General features: G+C 40.5%; 12 protein-coding genes. 1 reads left to right on the top strand and 11 read right to left on the bottom strand.

Annotated elements, in window-relative coordinates; all coding sequences use genetic code 11:
- Nucleotides 1-516: 516 nt before the first annotated feature.
- The 11 genes from BUB73_RS16255 to BUB73_RS16750 form a co-directional block, all read right to left on the bottom strand.
- Nucleotides 517-1,287: a hypothetical protein gene (locus BUB73_RS16255; protein WP_139259268.1), complete on the bottom strand. Its 771-nt coding sequence runs from the start codon at nucleotides 1,285-1,287 to the stop codon at nucleotides 517-519.
- 75 nt (nucleotides 1,288-1,362) lie between these two features.
- Nucleotides 1,363-1,842, bottom strand: a complete 480-nt coding sequence (locus BUB73_RS16250) for a hypothetical protein (RefSeq protein WP_073287479.1) — start codon at nucleotides 1,840-1,842, stop codon at nucleotides 1,363-1,365.
- A gap of 2 nt (nucleotides 1,843-1,844) precedes the next feature.
- Complete coding sequence (locus BUB73_RS16245; RefSeq protein WP_073287476.1) at nucleotides 1,845-2,192, bottom strand: hypothetical protein; 348 nt, start codon at nucleotides 2,190-2,192, stop codon at nucleotides 1,845-1,847.
- Nucleotide 2,193: 1 nt separating this feature from the next.
- On the bottom strand, nucleotides 2,194-5,361 hold the full coding sequence (locus tag BUB73_RS16240) for a type I restriction endonuclease subunit R (protein WP_083539837.1): 3,168 nt from the start codon (nucleotides 5,359-5,361) through the stop codon (nucleotides 2,194-2,196).
- 5 nt (nucleotides 5,362-5,366) lie between these two features.
- Nucleotides 5,367-6,122, bottom strand: a complete 756-nt coding sequence (locus BUB73_RS16235; protein WP_073287473.1) for an HNH endonuclease family protein — start codon at nucleotides 6,120-6,122, stop codon at nucleotides 5,367-5,369.
- On the bottom strand, nucleotides 6,077-7,432 hold the full coding sequence (locus BUB73_RS16230; protein WP_083539836.1) for an AAA family ATPase: 1,356 nt from the start codon (nucleotides 7,430-7,432) through the stop codon (nucleotides 6,077-6,079). Before BUB73_RS16230 ends, BUB73_RS16235 begins: the two co-directional genes overlap by 46 nt.
- Before the next feature lie 54 nt (nucleotides 7,433-7,486).
- The gene (locus tag BUB73_RS16225) at nucleotides 7,487-8,047 is read right to left on the bottom strand and encodes a restriction endonuclease subunit S (protein WP_083539835.1); all 561 of its coding nucleotides are present in this window, start codon (nucleotides 8,045-8,047) and stop codon (nucleotides 7,487-7,489) included.
- Nucleotides 8,048-8,109: 62 nt separating this feature from the next.
- The gene (locus tag BUB73_RS17085) at nucleotides 8,110-8,739 is read right to left on the bottom strand and encodes a restriction endonuclease subunit S (protein ID WP_217650922.1); all 630 of its coding nucleotides are present in this window, start codon (nucleotides 8,737-8,739) and stop codon (nucleotides 8,110-8,112) included.
- Between the two features lie 17 nt (nucleotides 8,740-8,756).
- A complete protein-coding gene (locus BUB73_RS17080) occupies nucleotides 8,757-9,410 on the bottom strand; it encodes a restriction endonuclease subunit S (protein ID WP_139259264.1) in 654 nt (217 codons plus the stop codon).
- A 3-nt stretch (nucleotides 9,411-9,413) separates the two neighbouring features.
- Nucleotides 9,414-10,964 carry a type I restriction-modification system subunit M gene (locus BUB73_RS16215; protein ID WP_073287470.1) on the bottom strand — a complete coding sequence of 517 codons (1,551 nt, stop codon included), beginning with the start codon at nucleotides 10,962-10,964 and terminating at the stop codon, nucleotides 9,414-9,416.
- A gap of 64 nt (nucleotides 10,965-11,028) precedes the next feature.
- Nucleotides 11,029-12,387 (bottom strand): hypothetical protein, encoded by a 1,359-nt coding sequence (locus tag BUB73_RS16750; protein ID WP_083539834.1) that lies wholly within the window; start codon nucleotides 12,385-12,387, stop codon nucleotides 11,029-11,031.
- Nucleotides 12,388-12,941: 554 nt separating this feature from the next.
- Between BUB73_RS16750 and BUB73_RS17075 the strand changes: the two genes are divergently transcribed.
- A partial coding sequence (locus tag BUB73_RS17075; RefSeq protein WP_139259262.1) for a carbamoyl phosphate synthase preATP-grasp domain-containing protein occupies nucleotides 12,942-13,123 on the top strand: 182 nt, incomplete at its 3' end.

The following is a 13,123-nucleotide window of genomic DNA, read 5'->3' as shown; positions in this document are numbered from 1 at the left end:
ATCCAGATGCGCAGTAAGGCAGTGGTCAGCGGCGTGCCTATCACTACTACCATCGCAGCCCTCACCTCTACCGTTGAAGGCCTCATGGACAAGTATGACTACGGCCGCTTCGAAGTCTGCTCACTGCAGGAATATCATCGTCACATAGTCAAATAACAAAAGTGGCTGAAAAGGGACGCCTGCAGGAATAGCGTGCAAAACGAGTGTCGCAGAAAAATGCTTGCATTTTTTCTATGACCGAGTGAAGCCGCTGACGCCGAAGGCGTCAATACCATAGGCATATTGTGAAGTGACACGCTAGCGTGTCATCCCTTCGACAGGCTCAGGGCAGGCTCTGAGCGAAGCGAAGAATCCAGGGCGTTGCCCTGGCGGGCCGGCCCCTTGCGCTATAAAAAGACCGAATTGGAAAAATCCAGTTCGGTCTTTTTTTCGTTCAGCCGCTTCGCGTCCGACCCCATGCGGGCTGCGGGGCCTAACGCGAAGCAGATAACACAACATTCGATTAAATAAAAAAACTTACTTAACACCAATCAATTTTTGTTGTTTTTCCACGGCATCAATAAAGTTCTTATTTCCAGTCATGTCGGCCAAACATTCCAAGTGAGCCAACCTTGTCATCTTAGGAACACTATCATAGTATGAAGGTGATTTATCTTCATTTCCGTACATGATAGCATCAATAACATCCTGATTGTCTGTAAAATCAAAGATGTTCTTGTTTCCCATATCGGAGAAATTATACGTCTTTAGTTTGCCAACTTTTCCAGCAAGCTGTTGCCTCAATCTCAATGATTCAAAGGATGTAGCAACTAATGGTGAAGTCAGCAGAGATGCACGCATTTGCTTCATTGATTCTAATCGTTGTCTTTCATAACCAATGATTTTAGCATGCTTTTCGATGGTCTCCTTAGCTTGCTGTAGATATTCCATCGCTTCCCTGCTATTATCTTCATTTTGCAGGTGATAAACAAGTCCAAATCGATGTGCTAGGAAATTACGGACTTCGACAAGTTCTTTCAATTCCGCTTCTCGTCTTTCGTAGTTTTCTTTAGTTAATTCAGGGTTGTTTTCATCTACGAAATTAATCTTAGTTTGAACTTTTACGAATTCACCATCAGTAAAATCATCTACAGGCATTCCATAATACTTATCAAGGTATTCGTGGACAACTCCACCAAGGCAATCCCTATTATCTTGCCAATGAAATTCCAAGGGTTTAGGCTGTTTCAACTCTTCTAAGGATTTGAATTCCATCTCTAAACATGCCTGTTCCACCATGTACTTCATTGTCCACTCTATGCGTTGGCATAGGTGAATTAGTGCTCCAAGTAGAATATAAATGTCTTTTGATGAAAAACTCATTTAATACTTATTAGAAGGGGTAATAAAACTCCAAAACTTGTCCGCTTCATTTTCATCTAAATAACTTGAAGACAAACCATCACATGAACCGTCAAGAAGATTAAAGAATGCCGTTTCAATGATAGCATTCCCCTCAACAATACCATTGTATTGTAAAGTATTCGCTAAAAAATGTTCATTTGGAACAAATTTCATCTTTCGGCAGGGAAATGTATTCGTGGGACGATTTGAATATACGTATGCAACCATATTTCGATTATATGGAATTGCCAAAGATTTTGCGGTTCTTTGATACACCATTACACGCATAAATGATTTTATGTTGCAAATTTCATCAAGGATTTCATTTCCTTCTCTTTCGGTAGAAAAATTGAAAAAAATATGTCGCTGGTCAATGGTTGGTTTGGGGTCATATCCCAGCCCTTTTAATTTTCCAATATCGACACTTCCACGAATATAAACTGTAGTTTCGTATTTCATTTTCAATTCTCAATTCGTCCTACTACAGACTCTTTTTTATTTGAATCTTCTTCTCGCTTCTTTATAATTGATTCTACTTTGTCTAATTCTGTGGCACAGTTGTCTCCACGGTCATCATACAAGGAACACCACTCATTAACTGATTCGTGACCAGCCATGGCAACATTCCAACGGTCTAACGCAATCTCGCAAGAATCTGATAGTGCGGTCTCTATTTCACATTCCGGGCAATACATCTTAAACCTCAATACACCATTCATGTAAGAGCGTATTTGAGGAACAGAACCACAACCACATTTTAGTACGGGTTCTTTTGGTTCAAATTGCTTAATATGTTCATTGCCAGCCATATCACTTCTTACCTGCATCATACTCTGCCTTACCCTCAGCTGCCATCGAAGAAATAAAAGATTCTCCAATGGCATTGTAAGGCATTTTCACAAGATTGCTTACCAATTCTTTATCTTCGTCTTCAAAGGTAATCAGACCAAAATACTTCTCAAAGAATTGACGTAATTTGGCGATGACATCTGCTTTCTTTTCGGAACGGTTGCCACCGCCAAATCTGGACATTTTAGGCATGATATTGGCGATATCTGTACCGGATTCATCCAGTTCGCCATCTCTGAAAGAATTGATGATGAATTCCCTAGTCTCTTCTTCCTTCAGGTTTTCATCAGAAATGATTTGAACAAGGTCATTTTCCTGTTGTTCCTTGACAAACTCCTTCCAATCCTTGTCAACATCGGTATCGACATTAACCTTCTTCACAAAGGCTTCAATCAGTTCACGTTTGCTGCGGAGTTCAACACTAGCATTCAGGGCTTTGGTGATTTGAGCCTTGATCTTCTTATCCTTGCAGTTACTGTCATGATATTGGGCGACTAAGGCCAAGATGTAATCAATATTGATATCGACTTGCTTGATCAATTCCAATTCAAACTCAATGTCATCCCTGATGGATTCCTTCGAGCCATTCTGCTGATGCGCATACTTATCATGCAAATCTACATAGATAGACTGATAATCCTGCAGGTCTCTTTCTGAAATATCCAGATCATTGAATTGATCAAAAGAAGAAAGAATATTTCTTAAGCGAAGGACTGCTCCGAACAAACGGATAAATTCCTTTTCAGCCTTTTCGCCTAAAATTTCTTGACCAAGCGGATACATGGTCTTCAATTCATCAAGCAGCTGCTTATAACCAGGCTGTTTCTTGCCCTTGTCATCCTTGTAACCATTGTAATATTCGCTAAAGGTTTTTAGGATAACGATTCCACCGGCATCCTTGTCGCCAAACAAAGCAATCGCATCATCCGTTTCTTTTTGCAAGGAACGGAAGCAGACTATGTTACCAAATGTCTTGACAGAATTAAGAATACGGTTTGTTCGAGAATAAGCCTGCAACAGCCCATGTTGTTTAAGGTTTTTATCCACCCATAAAGTATTCAGCGTAGTGGCATCAAAACCCGTCAGGAACATATTGACAACTATCAGAAGGTCAATTTCCCTTTTTTTCATCCTTTGGGAAATGTCCTTGTAGTAATTCAAGAACTTGTCACCAGACGTATCAAAGTTGGTAGAGAAAGTCTTGTTATAGTCCTTAATGGCAGAATCAAGAAAGTCTCTATCAGATTTACTCATTGCCCCAGTTTCAAATTCTTCTTCCGTCAGAATTCCACCCACATCTTCTTCGTTGGGCGCATAACTGAATACTGTGGCAATTTTTAAAGGCGAATACTTTGCCTTAATTTGCTTCTTGAATTCCTCATAGTATTTCTTGGCCATGGGGATAGAAGCGGTTGCAAAGATGGAATTAAATCCACAAAGTCTCTGGTCCTTGACCTGATAGAACGTATTACGCTTTGTTTTTTGATCAAAATGTTCAAGAACATAGGAAACAATCTCGGCAATCCTCTTCGGATCGCACATAGCTTCTTCTGTATCAATAGCAGAGACTTTCTTATCAACCAGGTTCTTTTTTACTTGAACGGTATTAACGTAATCTATGCGGAAAGGCAGTACATTACCATCGTTAATTGCATTCACAATGGTGTAATGATGCAGCTTATCACCAAAGGCCTGTTCTGTAGTCTTCAGCAGCGGATTCTTGCTGCTGCCAGCATTCTGAGGGAATATAGGAGTCCCTGTGAAGCCGAACAGATGATAATTCTTGAAGGTCTTGGTAATCTTTTGATGCAGTTCACCAAAGTGGCTTCGATGACATTCATCGAAAACAAATACAATATGCTTCTTGTAGATATCGTGAGTCTTGTTTTTGGTAATGAAACAACCCAGCTTTTGGATTGTGGTCACGATAATTTTGTATTCGTGATGACCGCCCTTCTGATTACGGTCTTCCAGCTGGTCCTGGAGAATCTTTGTGGACTTATTGCCATTTGCCGCTCCCTTCTGGAAACGGTCATATTCCTTCATGGTCTGATAATCCAAATCCTGACGGTCAACTACAAAAAGAACCTTATCCACATAATCCAGGCCACTGGCTAGAACAGCGGTCTTGAAGCTGGTCAAGGTTTTGCCGGAACCAGTCGTGTGCCAGATGTATCCACCAGCATCCAACTTGCCCATTGTCTTGTAATTGTTGGCAATGGTAATACGGTTTAAAATGCGTTCTGTGGCAGTAATCTGGTACGGACGCATTACCAAGAGCAATTCTTCTGAAGTGAATACGCAATACTTGGTAAGAACATTAAGGATAGTGTGCTTGGCAAGGAACGTCTTTGTGAAGTCCACCAAGTCCGGGATATTCTTGTTATTGCCATCAGCCCAGAAACTGGTAAATTCAAAACTATTACTGGTCTTGATATTCTTTTTGGAACCACCTACAGCCAATTCCTTAATATGGGCGTTACGGGTGGTATTGGAATAATACTTGGTGTGAGTTCCGTTGCTGATTACGAAAATTTGCACATACTCATAGAGGCCGGAACCTGCCCAGAAAGAATCTCTCTGATAACGATCAATCTGATTAAAAGCCTCACGAATAGCCACTCCCCTGCGCTTCAGTTCCACATGGACTAAAGGAAGACCGTTAACTAGGATAGAAACATCATATCGGGTGTTGTGAGTTCCTTGTTCTTCTTCATACTGGTTAATGACCTGAAGAGTATTGTTGTGGATGTTCGCCTTGTCTATCAACTTGATATTCTTGGATGCACCCTTGTCGGTCTTTAAAGTCTTGACATAATCCTCTTGGATTGTCCGGGTCTTTTCAACAATTCCTTCATTCCTGTTGGCGATGAATTCCGTAAAGAAACGATCCCATTCCCCATCGGTAAACTTGAAATTATTCAAATTCTCGATCTGGGTCCTGAGGTTTTGTACCAAATCATCTTCGGTATGGATTTGCAGATAACCATAGCCTTGATTTTGAAGCATCTTTATGAATTCTCGTTCCAGGTCAGCTTCACTCTGGTAGGCATCGGAACGGGAACGGGCCGGGGTGTATTCTGCAACCACAGTTGCTTCAGATGTTTCTGCTACGGTTTTGTACTGCATCAATTCTACCTAACAAAACCTCTCAGATACCAAACAAGAATACCCACAAAGGGAGTCTTCTCTTCGGTTTCTTCAAGAAAAACTTTGAGATGAGATTCAGCATATTCCTTTAGTAAAGCCTCATCAAAAAGCAACATTTCCATTTCGTCAATCACAGCTTGTAATGCAGACTTTCGTTCTCGGATTAAAGAGCTGTAGTTTAAATTTAATGTGGCTTCTAAGTCAAAAAGAACATCTGAATCGGAAGATTGTATGGAACCATCGGCCTTATATTCAATCGTTGACAAGGTGGATTCTACACAAGGATTCACCTTTCTTAATTCGGTGTTGCCGCGTCTGGCATCACATGTCAGATCATTAATTGTACGAGTTCCACGAGGACCGCGATTTCCATGGCAAACTGCAACAAGGTTGTTGTAATCAAGTCCCTGTCCCACATCCCTACCATCAACAGGATTTCTAGGTACAATATGTTCTAAAACAATCGGTGAAATGTGAGCTGAAGTGTCAACATCAGCCCTGGGTATTCGACACATGCAATATGCGCATAACCGTCCCTGTTCAGAAACCAAGGCATTCCTTACGGAGTCCTTTAACACAGGATCTTTTCCTAAAGTATCATAAGCTTCTTTAGGATTAAGACCTCGTTCCATGGCTCGCAGTCGCAGCATTCGCAAGCCATCCGGTTCCGGATTCTTTTTAATAAAAATCAAAACTACTTTTCCCTGCGCAATTTTGCCAATTTCAATTTGACCTGACATCCAGCCAATTCAGGGTCATGTCCACCTCTCAACTCTCCAATTTCACCCAATACACGGTCGGCCTGTTCAAATTCCAAAGAGTCAAGATATTTATAAAATTGTTTGAACAAATCTTCGACATCATCCGGACGATCTGCGACTCCCATGATTTCATCCATTACAGACTCAACATCCTTTCCATAAACCTCGGAATTAACGCCCAGAGCCAAATCATTTTTAAGAATAACCAAGTTTTCTTTTTTTACAGAATTTATCACAGACGCAGCATGCGTTGTAACAATAAACTGAACTTTAGGGAAAATAAAGGTTAAATCTTTTAGGATTCGTTTTTGCCATGCCGGGTGCAAATGAAGATCAACTTCATCAACCAAAACTAAACCCGGAGTTTTTCGCAAAACATCTTGTTTTAATTGAGGATTCAAAGTTGCCATTCTATATGCAATGTCAGCAATTAAGCTGATGGTTCCCTTGTAACCATCACTAAGCTGGTCGAATGGCAATCGCATTCTCCTTCCATCACTATCAGTGTACAACACCTCAAGAGATTTTGTATCAAAATTGAATCGAACCTTCACCTGCTTGTGACCTGAAACATTTTCAAAGCACAAACCAATTGCCGAAAGTACGGCATCTAAAGCGAAATCCGTTTCCTGTTCATCTTTTTTTTGGAAGCTCTGAATTGTCTTACGTTCAAACCAATGCATCATCAGCTTGATGTTCGCCGTGCCATCCAAACAATCCTTATAGCCATTAGTTCTAGTTGAAACAGACTTACCACTCTGGCTACTTTTCTTATCTCTGTGATAGTCCCAAAGCCTTCCTGTTCCATAATAAGCAACAACGGGAATTACCAAGGTAGGATCCCCATCACGCAAAGCCTGTTGGACATAATTTCCATAATCAACAAGTTTCTTGGCTTCGTTGATGGTCGTTTTCCCCTTAGAATTGGTCAACGAACGCGTTACCAAGGAATACTCAGAATCATATTTCGTCTGGACTTGTGCAGAAACTATTACTGGATACTGAACTTCAACATCGTCAGAATCGCCCATTTCATACGCCTTAATACGAGCATCTTCTTTCGAAATACAAGGAGCAGAAATGCCATCAATCTTTGTAAAAAAAGTGCCTATAGCAATTTTGGCTGCTTCCAGTATCGTAGTTTTGCCAGCACCATTAGAACCAACAATCACAGTCAAACGTTTGTCAAATTGCACTGACAAATGTTCATAGCATTTAAAATTTTGGAGTCTGAGCTCGGCAAGAGTCAGAGGACATTCGCCCATATCAAATCGAAATAAAGGAGTCATGAGAAGCCTCTCTGCAAATATACATAAATTCAAGGCATCCTTATTTGGCGATTATCAAACAGCCTTAAAAGTCAGCAATTTATCACGGTAATACTCGTATTGTTTCTTACGGGCCTCAATTTCGGCAGGTATGCCAGTGGAAATATCATTGACAAGGGCATCAAAACGGTCTAGGATCGCTACGATACGTTCCTGTTCAGCAAGGGATGGAAGAGGAATTGTAATTGCAGCCAAAGAAGGAACACTGGAGTGAACAACTTTACTCTTGACTTTGCCTTTTCCTTTTTGCTTAACGGCATCTGTGGTGGATAGGGCATAAGACAAATACTTTGCATTTTGCTCATGCTTCATCACAACCGTATCACCTCCGGCAAGGCATTTTTCCTTTCCCACATAGGCAGTACACTTTGCGATATCTTCAATGCTTTCTCCAGTAATTGCAAAGATGATATCCCCATTTTCAAAATATTTTGGATTTTGAATATTGTCCAGATTTGTATGAGAAACGCACTTGTCAAAATGGATTCCATAGGTGGTATAAATCTCACCGTAACGAACACAAGGAATACCTTCGTTCGTTACCTGGTCTCTCGTTATGCCACTGCCACGGTACATATCTAAAGCAATATCTCCAAGAGTTATTTCTGCATACCCATAAACATACTGATAGAGACTAATTATTGCTTGCTTGCTTGCTTGCTTGCTTGCTTGCTTGCTTGCTTAGCAAGAACTGTGCCAATCGGTTCGAAACTTAGCAACATATCTCGGTAATATTCATACTGTTTTTTACGCAGTTCAATCTCAGCAGGCAAACCAATTTTTAGGTCAGAACAGATTGCATCAAAATTATCCAGAACCTTGACAATTTTCTTTTGCACATCAATCGAAGGAACCGGTATTTTCAAAGACTTTATGCGAGAAGAATTCAAATCACCTCTCGCACCTTCTTTTTTATCAATCAGTTCTTTATACTGATTTTGAACACAGTAAAAGACATACTTGTAATCAGCAAGTTTGCCATTGATTTCCATATTAAGGCAATGCTGGTTTGTCGTCAATGGAATTTTATTAATAGCACATCGACCAGCAGACGCACCAGAAATAGCAATAATAACGCAATTGGCAGGAATCCATTTTGCAGATGTTTTCTTTACTGCTGCTTCAGTAATAAAACATTCCGTCTCTGTAATCTCATTAAACACGACTTCCTGTGTTCGAAGCCACGGAATAGTTCCATTCTCATAAAATTCAGGATTACCCTTTAAAGGAGTTCCGCCAGAACAAATATTTACGCAAATTTCGCCCAATGTTTTCCACTCCAAAGTTAGGGGGGGCTAACTTTTTTGAACGACAGCAACTGGTCACGATAAAATTCGTATTGCTTTTTGCGAGCTGAAAGCTCCGCTGAAAGCTCCGCTGTGAGCATCGTGAAACTGTCCAGTACCTGGACTATTTCACGCTGCACCTCCAAAGGAGGTACAGGGATGACCACCTTCTTCATTTTTTCTTTTGAAACATTAAATCTTGTTACACCACTTGCCGTTTTAATGATTTGCTGTCTAACATCATGTGAACGGAAAACATACTTTGAGAATCCAGGAAGCAGTATGCCATTGTCATAAAGGTGTAAACCGAAAGAAAAACTATTTAGGTACAAGGGTTCATCCGTCATCTTTGTCAATACAGAAGAAAAGCCACATTCGCTTGGCGTTTCAGATGAACCCGTAAATAAAATATCTCCATAACCAATGGTATGCTGTTTTTCTCCCTTTTCAACACGAACTCTATCTGGAGTATCAATATCCAATTCTAGGTGAGAATAAACGTTCATGTAAGAAATGAACTTTGCATTACCATCAACAAAATCATCCTTTGATTTTCCAGTCAAGCCCCCATAAAACTCACCTATTTCACCAAGAGACTTATACTCAACCCCATTGGGGCAATACTTCTTTATTAAGTCATCAATCTTGCTCATTGGCTATTTCTCCAAGTCTGCAATAATCTTATCGATGGACTTGCGAAGTTCATCTTCGTGCTTTACGATATCGGCAATCTGCTTATTCAAGACCTTGATATCAACATGCTCACGGGTATCCTTCTGTTCCACATAAGTAGAAACAGACAGGTTGTAGTCCTGTTCTGCGACATCATCAATGGCAACCAGTTTGGTTTCATATTTCTTGTTCTTACGGTCATTTAAGCAAGCAACAATATTCTGGATATTGTCATCAGTCAGCTTGTTGGAATTCGTAACCTTCACGCATTCCTTGCTTGCATCCACAAACAGAACCTTATTATCCTTCTTGGACTTCCTCAGAACTAGAATGCAAGTGGCTATCGTTGTTCCGTAGAACAGGTTGTCCGGCAGCTGAATTACAGCATCCACATAGTTGTTATCAACCAGATACTGACGAATCTTCTGTTCGGCACCGCCACGGTACATAATGCCGGGGAAACAAACAATGGCTGCAGTTCCTGCGGTATCAAGCCACGAAAGAATGTGCATCACAAAGGCCAAGTCAGCCTTGCTCTTTGGAGCCAATACACCAGCAGGAGCAAAACGAGGGTCGTTAATCAGCAGGGCGTTATCATTCCCTTCCCACTTGATGGAATAAGGAGGATTCGAAACGATTGCATCAAATGGTTCATCATCCCAGTGCTTCGGGTCAATCAGGGTGTCTCCATGGGCAATATCAAACTTATTGTAGTTGATGTCATGGAGGAACATATTGATTCGGGCTAGGTTATAGGTTGTCAGATTCTTTTCCTGGCCAAAGTAACCCTTGCGAACCCCATCCTTACCCAGAATCTTACGAGCCTTCAAAAGTAAGGATGCTGAACCTACAGCCGGGTCATAAATCTTGTTGATTGTCTTCTTGCCGTTGACCGCAATTCGAACCAACAATTCGGACACTTCCTGAGGGGTGTAGTATTCACCACCACTTTTTCCAGCATTACTTGCATACAGGCCCATCAGATACTCATAGGCATCGCCAAAGGCATCAATGGTGTTATCCTGATAATCGCCCAACTTCATGTCGGCAATACCATGCATCAGCTTGCGGAGGGTTGCACACTTGTCGGCAACACTCTTGCCCAACTTGTTGGAATTCACGTCAAAGTCATCAAACAAGCCTTCAATATCACTTTCAGAGGCCGTTCCTTTAGCCGATGCTTCAATGGCGTTAAAAACAGATTCCAAAGTCTCGTTCAAGTTCTCGTTCTTATCGGCCTTTTCCAGAACATTACAGAACAGCTGGCTCGGCAGTATGAAGAAACCCTTTTCCTTTACAAGGTCATCCTTAGCCTGTTTTGCCTCTTTATCAGAAAGTTTGGAGTAATCAAAGCCTTTTTCTTCGCCCTTGTTGATGTAGGAAGCCAAGTTTTCAGAGATGTAGCGGTAGAATAGCATACCGAGAACGTACTGCTTAAAGTCCCAACCATCAATAGACCCACGAAGGTCATCAGCAATAGCCCAAATCGCACGGTGCAACTCTGCCCGTTCCAGTTCTTTCTTGTTATCTGCCATATAATTTGGATCCTTAGATTTTACCGATGAAAATATAACCTTTATCTGTCGGTTAAAGTCAGCCTCATTCCATTTTTGGTGCAAACCAGCCCATTCTCTCCAAAACAAAATTAACCAGAATTTCTTTTGAATCTATTCCGTGATCGATTTGATAACCATGACACAAATCAAGAACGATCGACAACTGTTTTTCATCCCAGTTCATTGAAGAAAAATCTTTTCTGCTTACAACAGGAGCAGGGATGTCTGAATTCAAGCATTTTTTCACCCTTGCATCACACAGGATTTCATTAAAATCCATCCATGGTATTCCATCATCTTTTAGAGTACATAAACATTCCGCTTCTGCAATAAGAGTCAAACGAGAAAACATGGGACTTTTAACAAAGGTCCATACATAATAAATAGATTGCTTCTTCTTCAACTCAAAGAATTCAAAATATCCTTCTAAAATTCTTAAAATAGAGAGGCGCTCTTCTTTGGAAAAATCAAATTTTAAAAGCCACGCGTTGGCAATTTTAACGCTATTTTCAATAAAGCCAAACAATTTCTGCTTACCTTCTGCTCTAGCATTTTTCATACCAACTTCAAGCAACAACGCAACCAATACATCTTGCCAGTCATGATCTTTTTTCATAACATACAAAATAACTTGCCTAGCGTGTTCCCAAACAGAGCCATGAAAACGATTCCCATAAAAACAATTCGTCATATACAAATCAACAAAATCAAACAAAGTATTTTTCGTTTGCTCTATTCTTTCAATTGGATTTTTTGAGTCCAGCAATTCAATGATTTTTCGTTTATCGTTACAACCCGTACTGGTCGATCTAAAAAGAAATCCTACATGTTCAATTTCCTTAATTTCTCTGAACAAACAATTCGAGAAGACACCTTTTGATTTTATATGATAAAACGGAGGAACATCCACATTCCGAAAGTCGCAGCAATCAAAATCGACATTGCTTTCAATTATTTTTATCACATTTTCATATTCATCTACAGCCGATCCCGTAAAAGTACAATTATCAAATAAAATTTGCTGACAATTTAAAACAGACAATGCTTGTGGAAATCCCATAATTTGACATCCCTTAAACATTATACGAAAGTCAGAATTCTCTACGCAAATGGTCGACGAGTACATTTCACACGAAAAATCTGATTCAAAAAAAGAAGCAGCCCCCTTATCATAAATAAAAAGAGCGGAGCCTTCTAAGGAACAAAAAGAACATCCGACAAAAACCGGATTAGTTCCTTCGCCACGGATACAAACTCCATTAGTTACTTCAAAAACACAATTTTCAAAACGAGGTTTCTGACCATCCCTAATAACAAGTTCTTCCAACGAAAACTTTTGATTACAAAACAAAAGGGCATCTTCAGAAGAAGATTTATCTAAAATTTTTTGGAGATTATCCATAACAAATTCCTTTTATTAAGAGTTTTCCAAAAATATGTTTTCACCTAGGGAAATCTGGCAAACATCGGCTTTCATGAATATACTTTTTTCTAGTGTCATTTTCCGTCAATAACACATTTTCGGCTTTTGGGGAAAATTCTAATAAATGGGAACATGCTTCGCTGCAAAATATTGCCCAATAAACAAAAACCCAATGAAAACAGAAATATCCATTGAAAAAAAGCCTCATTAACACTCCTATACTATGGATATAGGACAATACCATGATTTTTTTTATTTGAACCTGCAAAGTGGTCCTTTGTAATCATCCGCAAGTCTTATACAAACGCAGACTCCATAATCGAGGCTTTCGATAACTTTATCAGGCTGGACAATGAGGCTGAAGACTAGCGTTTCGCGTTAGGGATAGTTACCCGTATGGGCCGAGACTTTAGGCTCGGTGAGCGAAGCGAGTATAGCCCGACCTTGCCGTAGGCAAGGGAACGCCCAAAAGTCGAGAGCAACCCGGATAGCCACGCAGCGAGCCAAGCGAACATAAACTTGTTTATTTTCATTTGGCGAGCCAGGGGATAGAGGCGCAGCCTCCAACCGTTTCTACAGACTACGATACTTCTGACAAGCTGTACTTTGAACCGCTGACTCTCGAAGATGTCATGGGCATCTACGAACGCGAAAACTGCTACGGCGTTATCGTTCAGTTCGGTGGTCAGACTCCGCTTAACTTGGCAATGCGCCT

It is taken from the genome of Fibrobacter sp. UWH6 (genome assembly GCF_900142465.1).
In the GTDB taxonomy this organism is placed as follows: domain Bacteria; phylum Fibrobacterota; class Fibrobacteria; order Fibrobacterales; family Fibrobacteraceae; genus Fibrobacter.
This window is presented reverse-complemented; position numbering and strand designations above follow the sequence as displayed.

Coding starts and splice junctions, on each gene's coding strand:
- BUB73_RS16255 (WP_139259268.1), bottom strand. CDS start 1,287: ATGAAGTACATGGTGGAACAGGCATGTTTAGAGATGGAATTCAAATCC.
- BUB73_RS16250 (WP_073287479.1), bottom strand. CDS start 1,842: ATGAAATACGAAACTACAGTTTATATTCGTGGAAGTGTCGATATTGGA.
- BUB73_RS16245 (WP_073287476.1), bottom strand. CDS start 2,192: ATGGCTGGCAATGAACATATTAAGCAATTTGAACCAAAAGAACCCGTA.
- BUB73_RS16240 (WP_083539837.1), bottom strand. CDS start 5,361: ATGCAGTACAAAACCGTAGCAGAAACATCTGAAGCAACTGTGGTTGCA.
- BUB73_RS16235 (WP_073287473.1), bottom strand. CDS start 6,122: ATGTCAGGTCAAATTGAAATTGGCAAAATTGCGCAGGGAAAAGTAGTT.
- BUB73_RS16230 (WP_083539836.1), bottom strand. CDS start 7,432: ATGACTCCTTTATTTCGATTTGATATGGGCGAATGTCCTCTGACTCTT.
- BUB73_RS16225 (WP_083539835.1), bottom strand. CDS start 8,047: ATGTACCGTGGCAGTGGCATAACGAGAGACCAGGTAACGAACGAAGGT.
- BUB73_RS17080 (WP_139259264.1), bottom strand. CDS start 9,410: ATGAGCAAGATTGATGACTTAATAAAGAAGTATTGCCCCAATGGGGTT.
- BUB73_RS16215 (WP_073287470.1), bottom strand. CDS start 10,964: ATGGCAGATAACAAGAAAGAACTGGAACGGGCAGAGTTGCACCGTGCG.
- BUB73_RS16750 (WP_083539834.1), bottom strand. CDS start 12,387: ATGGATAATCTCCAAAAAATTTTAGATAAATCTTCTTCTGAAGATGCC.